Below are 22,910 nucleotides of genomic sequence, written 5' to 3'. Positions count from 1 at the left end.
AGAGGCTGTCACTAGCTTGGGCGCATGACTAGTCAGACCACGCTCGACAAGACGGGGCCGGGGGATGACGCGACATCCGCCCCGTCCGCGTCGCCGGCCTCGGGGCTGCGCGGCCACCCCTGGTTCACCCTGATAACCGTGGCGGTCGGCGTCATGATGGTCGCCCTGGACGGCACCATCGTCGCGATCGCCAACCCGGCCATCAAGGACGACCTCGGCGCCACCTTCGCCGACGTCCAGTGGATCACCAACGGCTACTTCCTCGCCCTCGCGGTCGCCCTGATCACCGCGGGCAAGCTCGGTGACCGCTTCGGCCACCGGCAGACCTTCCTCATCGGCGTGACGGGCTTCGCCGCCGCCTCCGGCGCCATCGGCCTCTCCGACAGCATCGCGCTCGTGGTGACCTTCCGGGTCCTCCAGGGCCTGTTCGGCGCGCTGTTGATGCCGGCCGCGCTCGGTCTGCTGCGGGCGACCTTCCCGGCCGAGAAGCTCAACATGGCCATCGGCATCTGGGGCATGGTCATCGGCGCCTCCACCGCGGGTGGCCCCATCCTCGGCGGTGTGCTGGTCGAGCACGTCAACTGGCAGTCGGTCTTCTTCATCAACGTGCCGGTCGGTCTGCTCGCCCTCGCGCTCGGCGTGGTCATGCTGGTCGACCACCGTGCCGAGAACGCGCCCCGTTCCTTCGACCTGCCCGGGATCGCGCTGCTCTCCGGCGCGATGTTCTGTCTGGTCTGGGCCCTCATCAAGGCGCCCACGTGGGGCTGGGGCGACGTCCAGACCTGGGGCTTCATCGGCGGGTCCGTGCTGCTGTTCGCGCTCTTCGCGTTCTGGGAGACCAAGGTCGCCGAGCCGCTGATCCCGCTCGGCCTCTTCCGTTCCGTCGCGCTCTCCGCGGGTGTGGTGCTGATGGTCATGATGGCCATCGCCTTCATGGGCGGTCTGTTCTTCGTGACGTTCTACCTCCAGAACGTCCACGGGATGAGCCCGATCGACGCGGGCCTGCACCTGCTCCCGCTCACCGGCATGATGATCGTCGGCTCCCCGCTGGCGGGCTTCCTGATCACCAAGCTCGGCCCGCGCCTTCCGCTGGCCGGCGGCATGGCGGCCACCGCGCTCGCCATGTACGGCATGTCCACGCTGGAGACGGACACCGGCAGCGGGGTCATGTCCCTCTGGTTCGCGCTGCTGGGCCTCGGTCTCGCCCCGGTGATGGTCGGCGCCACCGAGGTCATCGTCGGCAACGCGCCCATGGAGCTGTCCGGGGTGGCCGGCGGGCTCCAGCAGGCCGCCATGCAGATCGGCGGCAGTCTGGGCACCGCCGTCCTCGGCGCGGTGATGGTCTCCAAGGTCGACAGCGACCTCGCCGGCAACTGGAAGGCCGCGGGCCTGCCCGACCTCACCCCCGAGCAGCTCGGCCAGGCCTCCGAGGCCGTCCAGGTCGGTGTCGCCCCGGTCGCCGAGGGCACCCCCGCACAGATCGCCGCGAAGATCACGGACGTCGCCCACGACACCTTCATCTCCGGCATGAGCCTCGCGTCGCTCGTCGCCGCGGGCGTGGCCGCCGTGGCGATCTTCGTCGCGCTGCTCACCAAGCGCGGGGCCAACGCGGAGGCGGGCGCGGGCGTAGGCCATATCTGACGGGAGTTCAAGCCGATTTCCCCTATCCGGGTGAAGCGGCTAAAGATTCCTCGCCCACGGTCCGCAGCGCACGTCACAGTAGGTGAAGCCCTCCGGTACGGAATGTTCCACCGGCACATGCGTACCGGGGGCGACCGGTGTTGCGGCGCGCTGCCGGAGGGGGGCGGCGCGCCGTGAGCCCGGTGGATGGACGGGCGATTCGGGGGTACCCGCATCCCAGGGTCAACAGGTCCAGGGATTACGGGAGTTGAGATGGCGGCGTTCGGACACCGCACACGCAGGCACCCCCGCTCACGTGGCCGGACGTGGTCACGGACCGGGACGGATCGCACAACGCTCGGAATCATCGGACTCGTCTGCGCCGTCGCGGGCTTCTTCGTGCTGGGCATCCTGCTCGGCCCCGTCGCGATCTTCTGCGGCTGGCTGGCCCTCGGCCGCAGGTGGGCCGGCGCCCATCCGGTCACGGGCCTGGTGGCCGTGATCCTCGGCGCGATCGACACCCTCGCCGCCGTGATGTGGCTCTTCTAGGAGCGTTCCGGCGTCACTTCGGTGCGGCGGGCCCCGGCACCGGGGCCCGCCGCACCGAAGTGCCCCGCGGCCCCCTGAGCGCCCGCTCCCACGGCCGTGTCGGCCCGCTCCCGGTGCAGGGCCGCAACCTGTGACCGCAGCGCCCGCACCTCCTCCGTGAGCGCCAGGATCGCCTCCGTCTGCCGGCGCTCCTCGACGTCGTCCTTCTCGAAGCGGGCGATGAACCAGGCGGCGATGTTCGCGGTGACCACACCGAGCAGGGCGATCCCGGAGAGCATCAGCCCGACGGCGATGATCCGGCCCAGTCCGGTGGTCGGCGCGTGGTCGCCGTACCCCACGGTCGTCATCGTGGTGAACGACCACCACACCGCGTCACCCAGTGTGCGGATGTTCCCGTCGGGCGAGTCCCGCTCCACGGAGAGCACGGCCAGCGAGCCGAACATCAGCAGCCCGACCACGGCCCCGGCGACATAGGTCGTCAGCCGGATCTGCGAGGCCATCCGCGCCCGCCGCTGCACCAGCATCAGGGTCGCGACGAGCCGCAGCAGCCGCAGCGGCTGGAGCAGCGGCAGCACCACCGCGCACAGGTCGAGCCAGTGCTCGCGCACGAACCGCCGCCGGTCGCGCGCGAGCGAGAGCCGCACCAGGTAGTCGACGGCGAACGCGCCCCACACCACCCACTCGGCCGCCGTGCACACGGCCGTCAGCGACCGGCCCGCCGCACCGTCCACGATCGGCACGGCGTAGGCGACGGCGAACAGCACCGCGAGTGCCATCAGCGGCCGCTGGGTGAGGTGCTCCCAGCGGTCCTGCGCGGATTGCTCCTTCATGCCCGCATCGTAGGGACACGACCCCGCGGGCACAGGAAAAGGGCGGCGGAGCCGTGAGGCCCCACCGCCCTACCGAAGGCCGGGTGCTACGCGTCGCCGCCCGCCGCGCCAGGGTCGGCCGCCGCCACGTCCAGCAACTGGTACCGGTCGATGGCCTGCTTCAGCGCCGACCGGTCGACCTTGCCCTCCTTGGCCAGCTCGGTCAGCACGCCCAGCACGATCGACTGCGCGTCGATGTGGAAGAAACGCCGCGCCGCGCCCCGGGTGTCCGCGAAGCCGAACCCGTCGGCGCCCAGGGACTGGTACGTCCCCGGCACCCAGCGGGCGATCTGGTCCGGAACCGACCGCATCCAGTCGGACACGGCCACGAACGGACCCTGCGCGCCCGACAGCTTCTGCGTCACATACGGCACCCGCTGCTCCTCCTCGGGGTGCAGCAGGTTGTGCCGCTCGACGTCGACCGCCTCGCGCCGCAGCTCGTTCCAGGAGGTCGCCGACCAGACGTCCGCCCTGACGTTCCACTCCTCGGCGAGGATCCGCTGCGCCTCGATGGCCCACGGCACGGCCACGCCGGAGGCCATGATCTGCGCCGGGACCGAGCCCGACGTGCCCTCGCTGAGCCGGTGGATGCCCTTGAGGATGCCCTCGACGTCCACGTTCTCCGGCTCGGCCGGGTGCTGGATCGGCTCGTTGTAGACGGTCAGGTAGTAGAAGACGTCCTCGCCCGGCTCGCCGTCGGCGGTCGGCCCGTACATCCGGCGCAGACCGTCCTGCACGATGTGCGCGATCTCGTACGCGTACGCCGGGTCGTAGGCGACACAGCCCGGGTTGGTCGAGGCGAGCAGCTGCGAGTGGCCGTCGGCGTGCTGAAGGCCCTCACCGGTCAGTGTCGTCCGTCCGGCGGTCGCACCCAGGACGAAACCGCGCGCCAACTGGTCGGCCATCTGCCAGAACTGGTCACCCGTGCGCTGGAAACCGAACATCGAGTAGAAGACGTAGACCGGGATGAGCGGTTCGCCGTGCGTGGCGTACGCGGAGCCCGCCGCGATCAGCGAGGCCGTGCAGCCGGCCTCCGAGATGCCGTCGTGCAGCATCTGACCCGTCGGCGACTCCTTGTAGGCGAGCAGCAGATCACGGTCGACGGCCTCGTACTGCTGGCCGAGCGGGTTGTAGATCTTCGCGCTCGGGAAGAACGAGTCCATGCCGAAGGTGCGGTACTCGTCCGGCGCGATCAGCACGAACCGCTTGCCGAGCTCCTTGTCCCGCATGAGGTCCTTGAGCAGTCGCACAAACGCCATGGTGGTGGCGATGGACTGCTGGCCCGACCCCTTCTTCACACTCGCGTACGTCTTGTCGTCCGGCAGCGCGAGCGGCTGCGCGCGCACCACACGGGTGGGGACGTACCCGCCGAGCGAGCTGCGGCGGTCGTGCATGTACTGGATCTCTTCGGAGTTCCGGCCCGGGTGGTAGTACGGCGGCGCGCCGGACTCCAGCTGCTGGTCGGTGACCGGGATGTGCAGCCGGTCGCGGAAGCCCTTGAGGTCGTCGACCGTGAGCTTCTTCATCTGGTGGGTGGCGTTGCGGCCCTCGAAGTTGGGGCCCAGCGTCCAGCCCTTGACCGTCTTGGCGAGGATCACCGTCGGCTGGCCCTTGTGCGCCTTGGCCGCCGCGAACGCCGCGAAGATCTTCTTGTGGTCGTGCCCGCCGCGGCCCAGGTGCAGGATCTGGTCGTCGGACATGTTCTCGACCATCGCGCGCAGCCGGTGGTCGTCGCCGAAGAAGTGCTCGCGGATGTAGGAGCCGGGCTCGGTCGCGTACGTCTGGTACTGGCCGTCCGGGGTGGTGTTCATCCGGTTGACCAGCACGCCGTCGCGGTCCTGGGCGAGCAGCGAGTCCCAGGAGCGGTCCCAGACCAGCTTGATCACGTTCCAGCCGGCGCCGCGGAAGACGGACTCCAGCTCCTGGATGACCTTGCCGTTGCCGCGCACCGGGCCGTCGAGGCGCTGGAGGTTGCAGTTGACGACGAAGGTCAGGTTGTCGAGGCCCTCGCGGGCGGCGATGGTCAGCTGGCCGAGCGACTCCGGCTCGTCCATCTCGCCGTCGCCGAGGAACGCCCACACGTGCGACTTGGTGGTGTCGGCGATCCCGCGCGCGTTCATGTAGCGGTTCATCCGGGCCTGGTAGATCGCGCCGATCGGGCCGAGGCCCATCGACACGGTCGGGAACTCCCAGAAGTCCGGCATCAGACGCGGGTGCGGGTAGCTGGAGAGCCCGTAGGGCGCCTTGGACTTCTCCTGGCGGAACGCGTCGAGGTTCTGCTCGCTGAGCCGGTCCAGGAGGAACGCGCGGGCGTAGATGCCGGGGGAGGCGTGCCCCTGGAAGAAGACCTGGTCGCCGCCGTCGCCCTCGTCCTTGCCGCGGAAGAAGTGGTTGAAGCCGACGTCGTAGAGCGAGGCGGAGGAGGCGAAGGTGGCGATGTGCCCGCCGACCCCGATACCCGGGCGCTGGGCCCGGGAGACCATCACGGCGGCGTTCCAGCGGGTCGCGTTCAGGATCCGGCGCTCGATCTCCTCGTTGCCGGGGAAGAACGGCTCGTCCTTGGTGGCGATCGTGTTGACGTAGTCCGTGCTGCGCATCTCGGGCACGGCGACGCGCTTCTCACGGGCCCGCTCGATCAGCCGCAGCATCAGATAGCGGGCCCGCTCACGGCCCCGCTCGTCGACGGCGGCGTCGAGCGAGTCGAGCCACTCCTGGGTTTCCTCGGGATCGAAGTCAGGAACCTGACTCGGAAGGCCGCCAATGATGATCGGATTGCGATCGGATCCGGAAGCCACGCTGTTCCTTCGCTGTCAGAGGGCTGTTCTCGAGAGGGTCTTCGCCGGCTGTCTAGACGGATGTACGGGTGTCCGCACCGCTCCCCATCGTGTACCTCGGGAACGCAAACGTCATCTCTACCGAAAGGTAACCAGGCCTTCTTACAGCCCTGCTCGAACCCCACCCGGGTTCCCAACCGTGCAAAGCGGGCAGAAAGGTGTGGTGTAGGTCACTGGGGCACGTAACCACGTGCCTGGAGTTGGGGTGACACGGCCAGGAACGTCACCGTTTCGGCGGTCTGAACGGCCGGGTACTTGCGCGATCCGCCCCGCCCGTGTGGACTACGGCCAATGCTTCGCGCACGCGCGTGGCTGAGTTATTCCCAAAACATGATCAGGAGGAGACCGTGAGCGCGACCGCGGACCACGCGGAGACGAGCCTGGCCGTCAGGCTGGGGTTCCAGCCCGACCAGGTGGTCCAGGAGATCGGCTACGACGACGACGTCGACCAGGAGCTGCGCGAGTCCATCGAGGAAGCCATCGGCAGCGAGCTGGTGGACGAGGACTATGACGACGTGGCCGATGCCGTGTTGCTGTGGTTCCGTGAGGACGACGGCGACCTGGCGGATGCGCTGGTCGATGCCATCGGGCTGCTCGAAGAGGACGGCCAGATCCTCCTTCTCACGCCGAAGACGGGCCGGGACGGCTACATCGAGCCCAGCGACATCAACGACGCGGCCCAGACGGCCGGTCTCTCGCAGACCAAGAGCGTCAACGTGGGCAAGGACTGGAACGGCAGCCGGCTGCTGACTCCGAAGGCGGCAAAGTCCAAGCGGTGACCTCCACCGTGCTGTGAACCGGACGGGCCGACGGAAGTCGGCCCGTCCGTCGGCATGTCGTGATCGCTGCGTAGGGTGGGGGTTCTCACCCGAACAGTCCCAGCGAGAGGGATTCACGACGATGGCGATCCAGGTCGGCGACAAGGCCCCCGACTTCGAGCTCAAGGACAACCACGGCCGGTCCGTGAAGCTGTCGGACTTCCGCGGCTCCCAGAACGTGGTCCTGCTCTTCTACCCCTTCGCCTTCACGGGCGTGTGCACCGGCGAGCTGTGCGAGGTGCGCGACAACCTGCCGCGCTTCTCCGACCGCGACACCCAGGTGCTGGCCGTCTCCAACGACTCGGTCCACACCCTGCGCGTCTTCGCCGAGCAGGAGGGCCTGGAGTACCCGCTGCTGAGCGACTTCTGGCCGCACGGCGAGGTCTCCCGCGCCTACGGCGTCTTCGCCGAGGACAAGGGCTGCGCGGTGCGCGGCAGCTTCGTCATCGACAAGGAGGGCGTCGTCCGCTGGACCGTCGTCAACGCGCTGCCCGACGCCCGGGACCTGAACGCGTACGTGGCGGCCCTCGACACCCTGTGATTGTTCGGTTCCAAGCCCTGCGGGGTACGGGAACCCGTCACTAGGATCGACACGTTGATCCGGTATCAAACGCATGGCGGGGCTCCCCGCCCCTGGACACCAATGGAGGACTCGTGGGAGTCAGCCTCAGCAAGGGCGGCAACGTCTCGCTCAGCAAGGAAGCCCCGGGCCTGACCGCGGTCATCGTCGGCCTCGGCTGGGACGTCCGCACCACGACGGGCACGGACTTCGACCTGGACGCGAGCGCACTGCTGCTGAACACGGCCGGCAAGGTCGCCAGCGACGGCAACTTCGTCTTCTTCAACAACCTCAAGAGCCCCGACGGCTCGGTCGAGCACACCGGTGACAACACCACCGGTGAGGGCGAGGGCGACGACGAGGCCATCAAGGTCAACCTCGCGACCGTCCCGGCGGACGTCGACAAGATCGTCTTCCCGGTCTCGATCTACGACGCCGAGAACCGCCAGCAGTCCTTCGGCCAGGTCCGCAACGCGTTCATCCGCGTGGTGAACCAGGCCGGCGGCGCGGAGATCGCCCGCTACGACCTGTCCGAGGACGCCTCGACCGAGACCGCGATGGTCTTCGGCGAGCTGTACCGCAACGGCGCGGAGTGGAAGTTCCGCGCCATCGGCCAGGGGTACGCCTCGGGTCTGCGCGGCATCGCCCAGGACTTCGGCGTCAACGTCTGAGATCCGCGCACGGCGGGGCCCCGCGCCTCGCCGGGTCCGTCCCGTTCCGTCCGGCGCCGCACGGTTGCGTGCGGCGCCGGCGGGACAGGACCACCACACAGAGCAAGCCGTACTACGGGGAGGGACCAGCAACATGGGCGTCACGCTCGCCAAGGGGGGAAACGTCTCCCTGTCCAAGGCCGCACCCAACCTCACCCAGGTCATGATCGGGCTCGGCTGGGACGCGCGCTCCACCACGGGAGCCGACTTCGACCTCGACGCCAGCGCGCTGGTCTGCGCCGGCGGCCGGGTCATGGGCGACGAGTGGTTCGTCTTCTACAACCAGCTCACGAGCCCGGACGGCTCGGTGGAGCACACCGGCGACAACCTCACGGGCGAGGGGGACGGCGACGACGAGTCGATCCTGATCGACCTCTCCAGGGTCCCGGCCCAGTGCGACAAGATCGTCTTCCCGGTCTCGATCCACGACGCCGACAACCGGGGGCAGACCTTCGGCCAGGTCTCCAACGCGTTCATCCGCGTGGTGAACCAGGCGGACGGCCAGGAACTCGCCCGCTACGACCTGTCCGAGGACGCCTCCACCGAGACCGCGATGATCTTCGGCGAGGTCTACCGCTACCAGGCCGAGTGGAAGTTCCGGGCCGTCGGACAGGGGTACGCGTCCGGTCTGCGCGGTATCGCCCTGGACTTCGGGGTCAACGTCTCATAACGGTGGCCGGGCGTCCGGCGTCCGACGTTCGCGCTGGTCAGGCTCAGGTCGCCGTTCCGCCGGGGGTCCGGGGGCCGCGCCCCGGAGCGACGCAGTATGAGCAAAATCCGGTCCCCTCTGGGCTGCCAAGGGGGCGGGGCTAGACTCGGCCTTCAAAAGTTCGTAAAGCCGAGTACGGCACGGGGGAGACCCGTACATACAGGATTGGGTAGCCAGTGGTTCTGAAAACCTTCGGCTGGTCGTTCGCGATCACCGCGCTCGGCCTCGTCGCAGCGGTCTTCTACGGGGGGTGGGAGGCCTTCGGCATCGTGGCGATCCTCTCCATCCTGGAGATCTCGCTGTCCTTCGACAACGCGGTGGTCAACGCCGGGATCCTGAAGAAGATGAATGCCTTCTGGCAGAAGATCTTCCTCACCATCGGTGTCCTGATCGCCGTGTTCGGCATGCGACTGGTGTTCCCCGTCGTCATCGTCGCGGTCAGCGCCAGCATGGGCCCGATCGAGGCGGTCGACCTCGCGCTGAACAACAAGGACAAGTACCAGGAACTGGTCACCGACGCGCACCCGTCGATCGCCGCGTTCGGTGGCATGTTCCTGCTGATGATCTTCCTCGACTTCATCTTCGAGGACCGTGACATCCAGTGGCTGCGCTGGATCGAACGCCCGCTGGCCAAGCTCGGCAAGGTCGACATGCTGTCGGTCTGCATCGCGCTGATCGTCCTGCTGATCACCGCGTTCACCTTCGCCGCCAACGCCCACCAGCACGGCGGCGCCCATGTCGACAAGGCCCAGACCGTCCTGATCTCCGGCGTCGCGGGTCTGATCACCTACATGATCGTCGGCGGACTCTCCGGCTACTTCGAGGACAAGCTCGAAGAGGACGAGGAACGCGAGCACGAGGAGGAGGAAGAGGCCGCCCGCAGCGGCAAGCAGCGCTCGGCCGTCGCCCTGGCCGGCAAGGCCGCCTTCTTCATGTTCCTCTACCTCGAGGTCCTGGACGCCTCCTTCTCCTTCGACGGCGTCATCGGCGCGTTCGCCATCACCAACGACATCGTCCTGATGGCGCTCGGCCTGGGCATCGGCGCCATGTACGTCCGTTCGCTCACCGTCTACCTGGTCCGCCAGGGCACCCTGGACGACTACGTCTACCTGGAGCACGGCGCGCACTACGCGATCGGCGCCCTCGCCGTGATCCTCATGGTCACCATCCAGTACGAGATCAACGAGATCATCACCGGCCTCGTCGGCGTGGTCCTCATCGGCTGGTCCTTCTGGTCCTCGGTGCGCCGCAACAAGGCACTCGCGGCGGCGGAGGGCGAGGGCTCGGACGCCAAGGCCGAGGTCTCCTCGGGGGTGTGACACCCCCGTAGGCGAGGAACGCTCTGAGCGGGGCGGCGTCGAGGCGACACCTCGGCGCCGCCCCGCCGGTCTTTGACATGAAGGTGGGGCGGGAATGGGCTTCTTCGACGGGCTCTGGCCTGGACGCGCGGCCGAGTTCGACTCGGGCAGCGCGGCGAGCAACGCGATCGAGCTGACCAAACGGCACGACCGGGTCTCTCTGACCAAGCAGGGCGCCGAGCACGGGCATCTGCGCATCAACCTGGCCTGGCGGATGCGGACGTCCGACATCGGCGGCTCCCAGCGGGAGTCCCTGCTGCGCCACCCCTTCAAGGCGCTGAAGCCGCCGGAGGTCATAGGACACAGCCAGAGCATGGTCAACGTCGACCTCGACCTGGGATGCCTGTACGAGCTGACGGACGGCTCCAAGGGCGTCGTCCAGCCCCTGGGCGGCCTGTTCGGCGACGTCAACACCCCGCCGTACGTGAAGCTCAGCGGGGACGACCGGTTCGGGTCCGCGTCCGGCGAGACGATCTACGTCAACCTCGACCATCGCGAGTCGATCAAGCGGATCCTGGTGTTCGTCTACATCTACGACCAGACCCCGGCCTTCGACCGCACCCACGCCGTCGTCACGCTCTACCCGAGCAACGGGCCCCGGATCGAGATCGGCCTCGACGAACGCCACCAGCAGGCCCGTTCCTGCGCGGTCGTCATGATCGAGAACGTGAAGGGCGAGATCGTCGTCCGCCGCGAGGTGAAGTTCGTCTACGGCTTCCAGGCGGAACTGGACCGGCTGTACGGGTGGGGGCTCCAGTGGGGGCGGGGCTACAAGTCGAAGGCCGACCGGTAGCCCCGGCGCCCGGGCTCAGCGTCCGATGAACTGCGGTCCCTGCGGCGGCAGCCGGAAGTTCGGGTCCAGGGCCGGCGGGGCGGCGGCGGTCGTGGCCGGCTGCGGATAGCCGTAGGCGGGCTGGCTCGTGGGCTGCGGGTAGCCGTAGGCGGGCTGGGTCGCCGGGGCCGCCTGCGGATAGCCGTACGCCGGCTGGGTCGGGAACGTCGCCGGCTGCTCCGGGGGCAGCGGCCGGGAGATCTCGGGGGCCGGCTCCTGGGCCGCCGCGGCTGCCGCCGCCTCGTCGACCGTGATGCCGAAGTCGCTGGCCAGCCCCTTCAGGCCGTCCGAGTAGCCCTCGCCGAGCGCGCGGAACTTCCAGCCCTCGCCGCGCCGGTACAGCTCGCCGCAGATCAGCGCGGTCTCGCTGCCCGTCTCGGGCTTGACGTCGAAGTACGCCAGCGGCTCGCCGTCGGCGACGCCCGCGTCGTACAGCAGGATGCGCAGGCCCTGTACGCGGTCGAAGGTCACGTCGTCCGCCGAAGCGACCAGGAGAATCTGGCTGACGTCGGGCTCGACACCGGCCAGATCTGTCTGGATCGTGTCGGTGGGGCCGTCGGCGCCTCGTTTCATGCCGAGGCGCCTCACCTTCCCCGAGGGGTGTCGGGGCTGGTTGTAGAAGACGAAGTCCTCGTCGGAGCGCACACGACCGTCGGGGCCGAGGAGCAGCGCCGAGGCGTCGACATCCGGGACCCCCTGCCCGGGCGTCCAGCGCACCACGGCTCGTACCGTGGTGATCTCCAGCGGGACGTTCGACCCCTTCAGCATCGCGCGCGTCATGCGGTCATCCTGCCTTCTCGGTCCTGGTCACGACAACGCGGGGGTACCGGTTCCGTTCCCGGATCCGAACGGTTTTCCCCCGCCCCCGTTACCTGAAATTCATGCCCGGCGGGAACCCCTGACATGGGTCTGTACGTACTATTACCGGCCACCTGTGAACCGTTCACAGGAAGCCCAGCCGCCACGGGGGAGTCATATGCGTCATTTCGGGCACATCGCCCCTGAGGTGCGTCAGCGTCTCTTCCACCAGGAGCCGTGCGAGTTCACTCCCGGTTCCCCGGCCAGGGTGCTCTCCGCGGCCCTGGGCGCCACCCTGTACAGCCCGGCCACCCGGCCGCGGCTCGCCGACGACATCGTCAAACAGGTCGGTCGTGGCGTGGTCTCGATGGTGCTGTGCCTGGAGGACTCCATCGGCGACGAGGACGTCGAGCACGGCGAGGAGAACCTCGTCCGGCAGTTCGCCGACCTGGACGGCCGCAACCCGGCCGACCTGCCCCTGCTCTTCATCCGCGTCCGCACCCCCGAGCAGATCCCCGACCTGGTCCGCCGCCTCGGACCCAGCGTGCGGCTGCTCTCCGGGTTCGTGTTCCCCAAGTTCACCGAGGAGCGCGGCATCCCCTTCCTGGAGGCGCTCGCCGGCGCCGAGGCGGCCAGCGGGCACCGGCTGTTCGGCATGCCGGTCCTGGAGACCCCCGAACTCATGTACCGCGAGTCCCGGGTCGACGCCCTGGAAGGCATCGCCCGCGCCGTCGACAAGTACCGCGACCGCGTCCTCGCCCTGCGCCTCGGCGTCACCGACTTCTGCTCCTCCTACGGCCTGCGCAGAGCCCCCGACATGACGGCCTACGACGTGCAGATCGTCGCCTCCGTCATCGCCGACGTGGTGAACATGCTCGGCCGCGCCGACGGCACCGGCTTCACCGTGACCGGCCCCGTCTGGGAGTACTTCCGCGTCCAGGAACGCATGTTCAAGCCCCAGCTGCGCCGCAGCCCCTTCCTGGAGGGCCAGGCCGAGGAACTGCGCGAGGCCCTCATCGAGCACGCCATGGACGGCCTGCTCCGCGAGATCACCCTCGACCAGGCCAACGGCCTCCTCGGCAAGACCTGCATCCACCCCTCGCACGTCCTGCCCGTGCACGCGCTGTCCGTGGTCAGCCACGAGGAGTTCAGCGACGCCGTCGACATCCTGCGCCCCGAGCGGGGCGGCGGAGGCGTCCTGAGGTCGCAGTACACGAACAAGATGAACGAGGTGAAGCCGCACCGCGCCTGGGCCGAGCGCACCATGCTGCGCGCCGAGGTGTTCGGGGTGGCCAACGAGGACATCGGCTTCGTGGAACTGCTCGCCGCCGGAATAACCGGCTGAACCTCAGTGGACGACAAGGGACGTATGAACAAGGCTGTGAACGGCGACGTCTGGTCCGGGACCTGGGTCGCCGAACGGCTCGGTGTCGCGCTCGTGGGCGACACCCGGCTGACCGGACTGCTGGGCCTGGCCCTGCGCCGCAACCCCAAGCGGGCCCATCTGCTCGTCTCCAACGTCCTCGGCAAGCACGTGCCGCAGTCGCCGTCCGTGGTCTACGGCCACGGCTTCGCCCTCGGCCGCCGCGTACGGGAACTGCTGGGAACCGACGAGGCCGCCCGCGCCGTCGTCCTCGGCTACGCCGAGACCGCGACCGGCCTCGGCCACTCCGTCGCCGACGGCATCGGCCTCGCCCCCTACCTCCACTCCACCCGCCGCCCCGTCGAGGGCGTCGCCCAGGCCGGCGGCTTCGAGGAGTCCCACTCCCACGCCACCTCCCACCTCCTGCTGCCCGAGGACTCCGCGTTCCTCGCCGGGAGCGGCCCCCTGGTCCTCGTCGACGACGAGTTCTCCACCGGCAACACCGTCCTGAACACCATCAGGGACCTGCACGAGCGCTACCCCAGGCGCCGGTACGTCGTCGTCGCCCTGGTCGACATGCGCTCGCCCGCCGACGCCGGACGCCTGGACGCCTTCGCCCGCGAGGTCGGCGCGCGCGTGGACCTGGTGGCGGCGGCCTCGGGCACGGTGTCCCTCCCGGAGGGCGTGCTGGAGGCCGGGCAACGGCTCGTCGCCGAGCACGAGGCCCCCGCACCGGAGCGGGCCCCCGCACCGCACGGCGCCCGGACCCGCGTCGAACTGTGCTGGCCCCGCACCCTGCCCGACGGCGCCCGGCACGGCTTCACCCCCGGTCACCGAATACGCCTGGAGACGGCCCTCCCGGCGATGACCGCCCGTCTCGCGGAAGCGCTCCCCGAGGACGCGCACCGCGTGCACGTCCTCGGCTTCGAGGAGCTGATGTACGCCCCGCTGCGCCTGGCCCGCGAACTGGAACAGGTCACCGACGCCGAGGTCACGTACTCCACCACCACCCGCTCACCCGTCCTCGCCGTGGACGACCCCGGCTACGCCATCCGCAGCCGCCTCGTCTTCCCCGCGCACGACGACCCCGCCGACGGCCCCGGCGAGCGCTACGCCTACAACGTGGCCGGTGCCGGCTTCGACGCCGTGATCGCGGTGGTCGACTCCACCGCGGACACCCCCGCACTGCACGCCCCCGACGGGCTCCTCGCACAACTGGCCGCCCACACCCCGCACGTCGTCCTCGCGGTCATCCCCTCGTACGTCCCCGAAAGGCCCGCCATGCTGCCCGAGCCCCTTCGCGGCCCCGCCTTCTCCTCGTACGCCCCCGAAGAGGTCGGCTGGCTGCTCCAGGACCTCTCGGACGTCACGCTGGAGGCGCCGACCGAGGAGCGCGAGGAGGCCATCCAGAGCGGCGGCGCCCACTACGCGGAGTCCCTGCCGGTCGAGTACCAGCCCAGCGAGCACTACCAGGAGCTGTTCCAGGCGGCCCTGGACGCCTCCGCCGACCGGCTCGCGCAGGCCGTGGGAGCGGTCACCGAGATCGTGCTCGCCGAACGGTCCCCGCGCCCGGTCCTGGTGTCGCTGGCCCGCGCCGGCACCCCGGTCGGCGTCCTGATGCGCCGCTGGGCCGCCTTCCGCCACGGCCTCGAACTGCCCCACTACGCCGTGTCGATCGTCCGCGGACGCGGCATCGACGCCAACGCCCTGCGCTGGCTCGCCGCCCACCACGACCCCACCGACGTCGTGTTCGTCGACGGCTGGACCGGCAAGGGCGCCATCACCCGCGAACTGGCCGCCGCGATCGAGGAGTTCGAGGCCGACGGCGGCGCCGCCGGATTCTCCGCCGAGATCGCCGTGCTCGCCGACCCCGGCTCCTGCGTCCGCACGTACGGCACCCGCGAGGACTTCCTCATCCCCTCCGCCTGCCTCAACTCCACGGTCTCCGGCCTGATCTCGCGCACGGTGCTGCGCGCGGACCTCGTCGGCCCGCACGACTTCCACGGCGCGAAGTACTACCGCGAACTCGCGGGCGCCGACGTCTCCGTGGCCTTCCTCGACGCCGTCTCCGCCCGCTTCCCCGACGTCGCCGAGGAGGTCGACGGACAGGTCAAGGAGCTCCTGTCCGGCGACCGGGCGCCCACCTGGGAGGGCTGGGCGGCCGTCGAGCGCATCAGCGAGGAGTACGGCATCCACGACGTCAACCTCGTCAAGCCCGGCGTCGGCGAGACCACCCGCGTCCTGCTGCGCCGCGTCCCCTGGAAGATCCTCGCCCGGGCCGGAGCGGGCGCCGACCTCGACCACGTACGCCTGCTCGCCGAGCAGCGCGGCGTCCCCGTCGAGGAGGTCGCCGAACTCCCCTACACCTGCGTCGGGTTGATCCACCCCAAGTTCACGCGCGGCGCGACCGGTGCCGACGGCAAGGCGGTGACCGTCTGATGTCCGCGCCCGTGCTCGTCGCCAGCGACCTCGACCGCACCCTCATCTACTCCTCGGCGGCCCTCGCCCTCACCATGCCCGACCCCCGGGCGCCCCGGCTGCTGTGCGTCGAGGTCCACGAGAGCAAGCCGCTGTCGTACATGACCGAGACCGCCGCCGCCCTGCTCTCCGACCTCGGGGACGCCGCGGTGTTCGTCCCCACGACCACCCGCACCCGCAAGCAGTACCAGCGCATCAACCTCCCCGGGCCCGCGCCGACGTACGCGATCTGCGCCAACGGCGGCCATCTGCTCGTCGACGGTGTCACCGACGCCGACTGGCACGCCCGCGTCCAGGCCCGCCTCGCCGCCGAGTGCGCGCCCCTGGAGGAGGTGCGCCAGCACCTGTTCGACACCGCCGACCCCGCCTGGGTCCGCAAGCACCGCATCGCCGAGGACCTGTTCGCCTACCTCGTCGTCGAGCGGGAGCTCCTGCCCGAGGAATGGGTCAAGGAACTCGCCGTCTGGGCGGAGAACCGCGGCTGGACCGTGTCCCTCCAGGGCCGCAAGATCTACGCCGTGCCCAAGCCGCTCACCAAGAGCGCCGCGATGCGCGAGGTGGCCCGGCGCACCGGTGCCGTCCTCACCCTCGCCGCCGGCGACTCCCTCCTCGACGCCGACCTCCTCCTCGCCGCCGACCAGGGCTGGCGCCCGGGCCACGGCGAACTCGCCGACGAGGCCTGGACGGCACCGGCCGTCGTCGCCCTGCCCGAACGCGGCGTCCTCGCCGGGGAGCGCATCCTGCGGGAGTTCCTGCGCACCACGCGCGCCACGGCGGGCTGAGCCCCGGCCTAGGAACCGGCGTGGGCGTCCTGCCCGCGCCGGCGCCGTCCCGACCCCGGCCGCCGCAGCAGCCGTACGACGACGAAGGCGGCCACCGCGAGGGCGGCCAGCGCCAGGACCACCTTGGAGTACGCGGAGACCAGGTCGGTGACCTCGGCCCAGTTGTCGCCCAGCAGATAGCCCGCCAGCACGAACAGCGTGTTCCACACGGCGCTGCCCAGCGTGGTCAGCCCCAGGAACACCGGCAGTGGCATGCGTTCGACGCCCGCCGGGACCGAGATCAGACTGCGGAAGATCGGCACCATCCGCCCGAACAGCACCGCCTTGGTGCCGTGCCGCAGGAACCACGCCTCGGTCCGCTCCACGTCCGAGACCTTCACCAGCGGCAGCCGCGCCGCGATCGCCAGCGTCCGCTCCCGGCCCAGCAGCGCCCCCACGCCGTACAGCGCGAGCGCGCCGATCACCGAACCGGCGGTCGTCCACAGCAGCGCCGCCCACAGGTCCATCCGGCCGGTGCTCGCGGCGAACCCCGCCAGCGGCAGGATCACCTCGCTGGGCAGCGGCGGGAAGAGGTTCTCCAGCGCGATGGCCAGACCGGCGCCGGGCGCGCCCAGCGTGTCCATGAGCCCGTTGATCCACTGCGGTGCGGCTGTCATGCCGTCACGCTAGAGAGCCGTTCCTGAAGGTTTCCTGAACCGCCCCCGTCAGCCGTCAGCCGCAGCAGCCCCCGCCGCAGCAGCCGCCACCGCCACCGCCCCGGGGAGCCGCGGCCGGAGCCGACGCGGCGCCGCCGACGGCGACCGTCGACAGCAGCTTCACCGTGTCGTCATGGCCCACCGGGCAGGACGCGGGGGCGGCGGACTCCGCCATCGGACGGCTCAGTTCGAACGTGTCGCCGCAGGTCCGGCAGCGGTACTCGTAGCGAGGCATGCGGACAGGTTAACGGGCTCACTGCCCGGCGGCGCCGCGCTCCTCCCGGATGCGCGCGACCACCCGTGCCACGCTCTGCCGCACCCCCTCCGTCTCCAGCAGGAAGTGCCAGTAGTCCGGGTGCCGCCCCTCCAGGGTGCCGATCGCCCGATCCAGCCGGGCCACCGCGTCGTCCAGCGGCCGGGCGTCCTGCGGATCAGGGGTGTTGCGGCCCGTCATCGCCAGCCGCTGGGCGTCCCGGATCGCGAACCGGGTGCGGTCGATCTCCTGCTGGGGGTCCTTCTGCACGGCGTTCAGCCGCCGCAGCCGGTCACCGGCCGCGGACACCGACTCGTCCGTCGCGTTCAGCAGCGCCCGCACCGTCGAGAGCAGGGCCGTCGCGTCCGGCCAGCGCTGGGTGTCGCGCGCCGCCCGCGCCTCCTTCAGCTTCAGCTCGGCCTGCCGGACGTTCTCCTCCGCCTGCCCCGGCACCTGCTGGAGGTCCTGCCAGCACGCCGCCGCGAAGCGTCGCCGCAGCTCGCTGAGGACCGGGTCGACCTGGCCCGCCCGGGTCGTCAGGGCCTGCGCGCGGGTGCGCAGCGACACCAGCCGGTGGTCGATCTCGGCGGCCTGCTCGGGCAGCCGCTCCGCCTCCGCGCGGACCGCCCCGGCCTCCCGCGCGACCCGCTCGGCACGCTCCAGGGTCTGCGCCACGCCGTGCTGCCCGGCGCCCTGGTTCAGCTTCGTCAGCTCCGGGGCCAGCGCCGCGAGCCGGGCGGCGAGGCCGTCGGCCTTCAGCCCCGACTCCCGTACCGCGTCCAGGGCGTCGGACGCGGCGCGCAGACCCTGCCGGGCCCGCTCGACGGCCGGGGCGAGCCGGGCCAGCCGGGTCTCCGCCTTGTCCAGCAGGGGGCCCAGGCTGTCCGCGAAGCGGTCCAGCTCCCGTTTGACGTTGCCCAGCTCGTCCTTGGCCCGGGTCAGTTCGGTGCGCGCCGCCGCCGCGACGGACGCCTCCAGGTCGTCCCGGTCGAGGTCGTGGGCGTCCACCGCCTCGATGTACTGGTGGCTCGCCTCGTCGATCCGCCGGCTGATCGCCTCGAAGTCGGTGACGGCGCGCCGGGCGGCGGGCGAGTCGTCGACGGCCGTGATCGTCTCGATCGAGATCCGCAGATCCCGCTGGGCGGTGTCGAGTTCGTAGAAGGCGGCGGCAGCGGCGTCCTTGGCCGCCTGTGCCTCCGCCCGCTGGTTCTCCGCGCGGCCCCCGAACCAGCGCCGGGTACCGCCGCCGGCGAACGCCGCGGGCAGTGCCAGCGCCGCCACCAGGGGCAGGGCGACGAGGGTGAACGTGTCGCGGAGCGCTCCGCGCGCACGCGGCACCGACGGCGAGTGCGGCTGCGCTGGTGTCGCCGTCACATCCCTCTCCCGTGCTGTCGTCCGTCCTGCCCGGTGTGTCATTCTCCCACCGGTTAATGACGAACACACGGGCCCGATAGTTCGCGGTCGGGGCGGTGACTTGGCTGTGAGCCGGCGAGGACTTCGCGGGACGGGTCCGCGAGGGGCCGGCGCGCCGCCTACCCGGCGAGGCGGACGGTGATGCCCCCGTCGCCCGTGCGGGCGGATATGACGTGGGGGCTGGACGCGTCCCGGGGGACCGACACGTGCACGCCGCCGTCACCGGTGTCGGTGCTGACCCGGTAGGCGGCCCTCGGCAGCTCCACGGTCACGGACCCGTCGCCGCTGGTGGACTCCACCTTGTCCGGCACCACGCCCAGGGCGACATGGACGGAACCGTCGCCCGTCCGCGTGCGCACCTCGCGCGAGGTGACGTCGGCGCGCACGGAGCCGTCGCCGGTCCGCAGGTCGAGCGGTCCGCTGGAGTCCGTGACCCTGACCGAGCCGTCGCCCGTGCTGATGGTCAGCGCCTCCTCGAACCCGCTGGCCCGCACGCTGCCGTCGCCGTCCTCGACCTTCACGGCGACCCCGCGCGGCACCTCGATGCGGTGCTTGGCCGCGCAGTCGGCGACGACGCCGGAGCACTTCATGCGCAGCTTCAGCCGGTCGCCGTCCATCGACCACGTCACCTCGGGGTCCCGCCCGATGGCGACCGTCCCCTGGAACCAGCGGGTCACCTCCACCGTCCCCGCCTTCACCCCGTCCGAGGCGACGATCTCCAGCGCCGAGTCGTCCGAGTCCACGGTGAGCGTGTCCCCCCGCAGGGCGAACGTCCGCTCGTCCGGGTCCTTGTCGTCCCCCGCGGACGCCCCGCAGGCGCTGACGGCCGCGATGAGCACCACGGCCCCCGCGGCGAGGACCACACGAGCGGTGACGGTACGAGCCATGACGTTTTCCCCCTGAGCCGGATCGCTGACGTTCCCTCGACCGTACGGAGCGCGCGGCCCCCGGGGGATCCGGGACGCTCCCGGATCCGGGGTGGGGAAAACCCCCGGGAAACCCCGAGGCCGACCCCCGGGTTCCCGGAGCCGTCGCCGCCCGTGAAACGGGTTTGCGGGACTGAGCCCCGGGCAATGTAGGCTGTCGACTCGTCCTGGCCCGACGGCTCGGGGCACGGGTGCGTAGCTCAGGGGTAGAGCGCCTGCCTTACAAGCAGGATGTCGGCGGTTCGAAACCGTCCGCGCCCACCCACGTCAAAGGCCCCTCGCGCGATGAGCGAGGGGCCTTTCTCGATCGCTCAGGGGATGTCCGGGAGATCGACTCCCGACGGCCGCCGTGCTACTCCGTTCCGCGCGCGTGCTTCAACCCCATCCGGGCGTCGACCCGTTCCGGTGTCGCGACCTCGGTCCAGAAGCGGTGCCCGCTGACGAAGACCGCGAGTTCGTGCTCGCGCTGTCTGAGCTTCTCGACCTCGGCCTGTTCGTCGCTGGTCCAGCCCGGGGACGCGGGGCGCTCCACCTTGCGCCAGGCCGCCGTGTCGCTGAAGGCGTCCAGGGGCTCGACCGACCAGGGGAGCCGCTTGAGCAGGGCGGACAGCTCGGCCCGGACCTGGTGCAGCTCCTCCTGGCCTGCGAGGAGGTCGCTCGGGAAGTCATAGGTCGTCGCCACGCGGGTAATGCTACGCCTGTTCGAATTAGGGGTGCGAGTTTCTTCGGGGGGTTCATGTGTTCGATCCGGGTGGGATCGGGGCGGCCGGGTGGTTTAATAAATGAACCTCCATTCATTAACCCGGAAGGTGGCCGCCGATGGCACGACCCCGAGGTGTCGACGACATCGTGATCCTGCGGGCCACGGCCGAGGTCATGGGCCGTGTGGGCCCCGCCGGGCTCACCCTGGCGGCCGTCGCGCGGGAGGTCGGGCTGGTGCCCGGCACCCTCGTGCAGCGGTTCGGCTCCAAGCGGGGCCTGCTGCTGGCACTCGCCGACCGGTCCGTACGGGACGCCGCCGAGTGGACCGGGCAGGTGCGCCGGACCCACGATTCCGCGCTCGCCGCCCTGACGGCCCTGGTGACCCGCTCGGCGGCCCCGCTCGCCACTCCGCAGAGCTACGCCCACCACCTCGCCTTCCTCTGCCTGGACCTCACCGACCCGGAGCTCTACGAGCACGCCCTGACCGTCCACCGCGCCCACACCCGCGCCGTCGGGGACCTCCTGGCCGAGGCGGCCGACACGGGCGAGCTGCGCCCCGGCACGGACGTCGCCGCGCTCACCCGCACCGTCCGCGCGGTCACCGCGGGCGCGGGCCTGACCTGGGCCCTCGAACGCGAAGGGACCCTCGCGCAGTGCCTGAGCGCCGAACTGGACGCCGTGCTCGCCCCGCACGTCACGTCGACATCCCCATCCCCATCCGCATCCCCATCTCCATCTACATCCGTATCCGCACCGGAGGGACCATGACCGTCGTCGCACGCCCCCTGACCGGGAAGGTCGCCCTCGTCGCCGGTGGTACCCGGGGCGGTGGCCGGGGGATCGCCGTCCAGCTCGGTGCCGCGGGAGCCACCGTGTACGTCACCGGCCGCAGCGGCGCCGGCGAGCGCTCCGAGCTGGACCGGCCCGAGACCGTCGAGGAGACCGCCCGGCAGGTCACCGCCGCCGGCGGCACCGGGATCGCCGTCCGCACCGACCACAGCAGCCCCGGCCAGGTGCGCGCCCTCGTCGAGCGGATCGCCGCGGAGCAGGACGGACGGCTCGACGTCCTGGTCAACTCCGTATGGGGCGGCGACCCGTTGACGGACTGGGAGCATCCGCTGTGGGAGCAGGATCTCGACACCGGGCTGCGGCTGCTGCGGCAGGCGGTCGAGACGCACATCGTCACCAGCCGTTACGCGCTCCCGCTCATGGTCGCCCGGCGCGGCGGGCTGGTCGTCGAGGTCACCGACGGCAACACCGCCCGCTACCGGGGCAGCTTCTTCTACGACCTCGCCAAGTCGTCCGTCATCCGCCTCGCCGTCGCCCAGGCCGCCGAACTCCGGCCGTACGGGGTCGCCGCCGTGGCGCTCACCCCGGGCTTCCTGCGCTCGGAGGCGATGCTGGACCACTTCGGCGTCACCGAGGACACCTGGCGCGAAGGAGCCGCCCAGGACCCGGACTTCGCCCACTCCGAGAGCCCCGCCTACCTGGGCCGCGCGGTCGCCGCGCTCGCCGCCGACCCGGACGTCATGGCCAGGACCGGCCGGGCGCTCGCCACCTGGGACCTGTACAAGGAGTACGGCTTCACCGACGCGGACGGCTCCCGGCCGGACTTCGCCGCCCACTGGGCCAGGAACCTCCAGGAGCGGTACGGTCCGCTGGGCGAGCCGCTGTAGACACTAGGGCGTGTCCGTAAAGTCCGCCTGCCCCGGACACGCCCTAGGGTCCTGGCATGACCATCGAGGTGCGCCCGGCGTCCGTCTTCGAGGACGTCCGCGCCGTCATCGGACCCAAGTCGCCCACGTCCACCGTCTGTTACTGCCTGAGCCACCGCATCCCCGGCAAGGTCGCCGACCGGTTGCGCGGGCAGGACCGCGCCGAATACGTAGCCGGGCTGTGCGCCGCCGACCCGCCTCCGGGCGTCCTCGCCTACGACGACGGCGTGCCCGCCGGATGGGCCGCGGTGGCGCCGCGCGAGGAGACCACGTTCGCGCGCAGCCGCAAGATCCCGCACGTCGACGATCTGCCGGTGTGGTCCCTGTGGTGCGTGCGGGTCCGGGCCGGCCACCGCGGACAGGGCATCTCGCACGCCCTGATCGCCGGGGCCGTCGACCTCGCCCGCGCCCACGGCGCCCCCGTCGTCGAGGCGTACCCCCTCGACAACCGGGGCGCCAAGGTCGACCTGACCATGGCCTACGCCGGGCTCCGCGCGAACTTCGAGCGGGCCGGGTTCGTCCACGCGGCCGACACGGACTCGGTGCTTGCAGGGCACCCCCGTGTCCTCATGCGGCTCGAACTCGGCCCGCACACCCCCTAGTAGGGCTTGGTCATCTTCACTCGTGAGTGGCGTGTCCGTTTGCTGGTGGGTGTTGTTGAGGTGGTGTGACTCCTGAGGAGATGACTGAAGTCCGGGAGGACTTGGAGGCTTTCGCGGCGGTGTTGTTCGACGGGTTCTTCCGTGCGGATCAGCGGCGCTGGGGGCAGGCGTATGTGCGCGGGCTGCTGCTGGATGGGAGACGCAAGTCGGTGGAGCCGATGGCGGCTCGGCTGGGCGAGGACGGCAACCGTCAGGCGCTCGCCCACTTCATCACTTCCAGTCCGTGGGATCCGGCGCATGTACGAGCCCGGCTGGCTTGGCGGAT

General features: G+C 70.8%; 23 protein-coding genes and 1 tRNA gene. 16 read left to right on the top strand and 8 right to left on the bottom strand.

Annotated elements, in window-relative coordinates; all coding sequences use genetic code 11:
- Positions 1-24: 24 nt before the first annotated feature.
- Positions 25-1,641 (top strand): MFS transporter, encoded by a 1,617-nt coding sequence (locus ACIPSE_RS00120; protein WP_401655656.1) that lies wholly within the window; start codon positions 25-27, stop codon positions 1,639-1,641.
- A 252-nt stretch (positions 1,642-1,893) separates the two neighbouring features.
- Positions 1,894-2,169, top strand: a complete 276-nt coding sequence (locus tag ACIPSE_RS00115; RefSeq protein ID WP_401655654.1) for a small hydrophobic protein — start codon at positions 1,894-1,896, stop codon at positions 2,167-2,169.
- Here the strand turns inward: ACIPSE_RS00115 and ACIPSE_RS00110 are convergent.
- Positions 2,166-2,999 (bottom strand): potassium channel family protein, encoded by an 834-nt coding sequence (locus ACIPSE_RS00110; RefSeq protein ID WP_401655652.1) that lies wholly within the window; start codon positions 2,997-2,999, stop codon positions 2,166-2,168. The genes ACIPSE_RS00115 and ACIPSE_RS00110 overlap by 4 nt on opposite strands.
- Before the next feature lie 86 nt (positions 3,000-3,085).
- The gene (gene aceE, locus ACIPSE_RS00105) at positions 3,086-5,833 is read right to left on the bottom strand and encodes a pyruvate dehydrogenase (acetyl-transferring), homodimeric type (protein WP_401655649.1); all 2,748 of its coding nucleotides are present in this window, start codon (positions 5,831-5,833) and stop codon (positions 3,086-3,088) included.
- A 386-nt stretch (positions 5,834-6,219) separates the two neighbouring features.
- On the opposite strand from aceE, the gene ACIPSE_RS00100 reads away from it, so the two are divergent.
- The 6 genes from ACIPSE_RS00100 (at position 6,220) to ACIPSE_RS00075 (ending at position 10,819) form a co-directional block, all read left to right on the top strand.
- The gene (locus ACIPSE_RS00100) at positions 6,220-6,651 is read left to right on the top strand and encodes a DUF3052 domain-containing protein (protein WP_401655647.1); all 432 of its coding nucleotides are present in this window, start codon (positions 6,220-6,222) and stop codon (positions 6,649-6,651) included.
- Between the two features lie 121 nt (positions 6,652-6,772).
- Positions 6,773-7,231 (top strand): peroxiredoxin, encoded by a 459-nt coding sequence (locus ACIPSE_RS00095; protein ID WP_401655646.1) that lies wholly within the window; start codon positions 6,773-6,775, stop codon positions 7,229-7,231.
- 113 nt (positions 7,232-7,344) lie between these two features.
- Positions 7,345-7,920 (top strand): TerD family protein, encoded by a 576-nt coding sequence (locus ACIPSE_RS00090; protein ID WP_401655644.1) that lies wholly within the window; start codon positions 7,345-7,347, stop codon positions 7,918-7,920.
- 133 nt (positions 7,921-8,053) lie between these two features.
- Entirely contained in the window at positions 8,054-8,629 is a 576-nt protein-coding gene (locus ACIPSE_RS00085; RefSeq protein WP_401655642.1) for a TerD family protein, read from the top strand.
- Positions 8,630-8,844: 215 nt separating this feature from the next.
- Positions 8,845-9,987 (top strand): DUF475 domain-containing protein, encoded by a 1,143-nt coding sequence (locus tag ACIPSE_RS00080; protein ID WP_401655640.1) that lies wholly within the window; start codon positions 8,845-8,847, stop codon positions 9,985-9,987.
- 94 nt (positions 9,988-10,081) lie between these two features.
- Positions 10,082-10,819, top strand: a complete 738-nt coding sequence (locus ACIPSE_RS00075) for a Tellurium resistance (RefSeq protein ID WP_401655638.1) — start codon at positions 10,082-10,084, stop codon at positions 10,817-10,819.
- Between the two features lie 15 nt (positions 10,820-10,834).
- Here ACIPSE_RS00075 and ACIPSE_RS00070 read toward each other — a convergent pair whose 3' ends face one another.
- Positions 10,835-11,638 (bottom strand): TerD family protein, encoded by an 804-nt coding sequence (locus ACIPSE_RS00070; protein WP_401655636.1) that lies wholly within the window; start codon positions 11,636-11,638, stop codon positions 10,835-10,837.
- Positions 11,639-11,834: 196 nt separating this feature from the next.
- Between ACIPSE_RS00070 and ACIPSE_RS00065 the strand changes: the two genes are divergently transcribed.
- From ACIPSE_RS00065 to ACIPSE_RS00055, 3 genes are read left to right on the top strand one after another with little or no spacing between them, the layout of a single operon-like run.
- Entirely contained in the window at positions 11,835-13,001 is a 1,167-nt protein-coding gene (locus tag ACIPSE_RS00065; RefSeq protein ID WP_401655634.1) for an HpcH/HpaI aldolase/citrate lyase family protein, read from the top strand.
- A 24-nt stretch (positions 13,002-13,025) separates the two neighbouring features.
- Complete coding sequence (locus ACIPSE_RS00060; protein ID WP_401655632.1) at positions 13,026-15,458, top strand: phosphoribosyltransferase; 2,433 nt, start codon at positions 13,026-13,028, stop codon at positions 15,456-15,458.
- A complete protein-coding gene (locus ACIPSE_RS00055; protein ID WP_401655630.1) occupies positions 15,458-16,279 on the top strand; it encodes an HAD family hydrolase in 822 nt (273 codons plus the stop codon). Before ACIPSE_RS00060 ends, ACIPSE_RS00055 begins: the two co-directional genes overlap by 1 nt.
- Positions 16,280-16,287: 8 nt before the next feature.
- On the opposite strand, the gene ACIPSE_RS00050 is transcribed toward ACIPSE_RS00055, so the two are convergent.
- The 4 genes from ACIPSE_RS00050 to ACIPSE_RS00035 form a co-directional block, all read right to left on the bottom strand.
- A complete protein-coding gene (locus ACIPSE_RS00050) occupies positions 16,288-16,935 on the bottom strand; it encodes a DedA family protein (RefSeq protein WP_401655628.1) in 648 nt (215 codons plus the stop codon).
- Positions 16,936-16,990: 55 nt separating this feature from the next.
- On the bottom strand, positions 16,991-17,209 hold the full coding sequence (locus ACIPSE_RS00045; RefSeq protein ID WP_401655626.1) for a zinc ribbon domain-containing protein: 219 nt from the start codon (positions 17,207-17,209) through the stop codon (positions 16,991-16,993).
- An 18-nt stretch (positions 17,210-17,227) separates the two neighbouring features.
- Positions 17,228-18,601 carry a hypothetical protein gene (locus ACIPSE_RS00040; protein WP_401655624.1) on the bottom strand — a complete coding sequence of 458 codons (1,374 nt, stop codon included), beginning with the start codon at positions 18,599-18,601 and terminating at the stop codon, positions 17,228-17,230.
- Positions 18,602-18,759: 158 nt separating this feature from the next.
- Positions 18,760-19,527 carry a DUF4097 family beta strand repeat-containing protein gene (locus ACIPSE_RS00035; RefSeq protein WP_401655622.1) on the bottom strand — a complete coding sequence of 256 codons (768 nt, stop codon included), beginning with the start codon at positions 19,525-19,527 and terminating at the stop codon, positions 18,760-18,762.
- A gap of 228 nt (positions 19,528-19,755) precedes the next feature.
- On the opposite strand from ACIPSE_RS00035, the gene ACIPSE_RS00030 reads away from it, so the two are divergent.
- Positions 19,756-19,827: transfer RNA gene (locus tag ACIPSE_RS00030), tRNA-Val, on the top strand.
- A 91-nt stretch (positions 19,828-19,918) separates the two neighbouring features.
- On the opposite strand, the gene ACIPSE_RS00025 is transcribed toward ACIPSE_RS00030, so the two are convergent.
- Positions 19,919-20,248: a hypothetical protein gene (locus ACIPSE_RS00025; protein WP_401655620.1), complete on the bottom strand. Its 330-nt coding sequence runs from the start codon at positions 20,246-20,248 to the stop codon at positions 19,919-19,921.
- A gap of 137 nt (positions 20,249-20,385) precedes the next feature.
- Here ACIPSE_RS00025 and ACIPSE_RS00020 point away from each other — a divergent pair, with 137 nt between their 5' ends.
- The 4 genes from ACIPSE_RS00020 to ACIPSE_RS00005 form a co-directional block, all read left to right on the top strand.
- Complete coding sequence (locus tag ACIPSE_RS00020; protein ID WP_401655618.1) at positions 20,386-21,036, top strand: TetR/AcrR family transcriptional regulator; 651 nt, start codon at positions 20,386-20,388, stop codon at positions 21,034-21,036.
- Positions 21,033-21,944, top strand: coding sequence for an SDR family oxidoreductase (locus ACIPSE_RS00015; protein WP_401655616.1), 912 nt, complete (start codon positions 21,033-21,035; stop codon positions 21,942-21,944). The genes ACIPSE_RS00020 and ACIPSE_RS00015 overlap by 4 nt, the downstream gene beginning before the upstream one ends.
- A 56-nt stretch (positions 21,945-22,000) precedes the next feature.
- A complete protein-coding gene (locus tag ACIPSE_RS00010; RefSeq protein ID WP_401655614.1) occupies positions 22,001-22,585 on the top strand; it encodes a GNAT family N-acetyltransferase in 585 nt (194 codons plus the stop codon).
- An 80-nt stretch (positions 22,586-22,665) separates the two neighbouring features.
- On the top strand, positions 22,666-22,910 hold a 245-nt coding region (locus ACIPSE_RS00005; RefSeq protein WP_401655612.1), incomplete at its 3' end, for a transposase.

Origin of the sequence: Streptomyces sp. NPDC090106, from assembly GCF_044747265.1 — a bacterium.
Taxonomy (GTDB): Bacteria; Actinomycetota; Actinomycetes; order Streptomycetales; family Streptomycetaceae; genus Streptomyces.
Note: the sequence above shows the minus strand (reverse complement) of the source record. Positions and strands in the feature narration are given on the sequence as shown.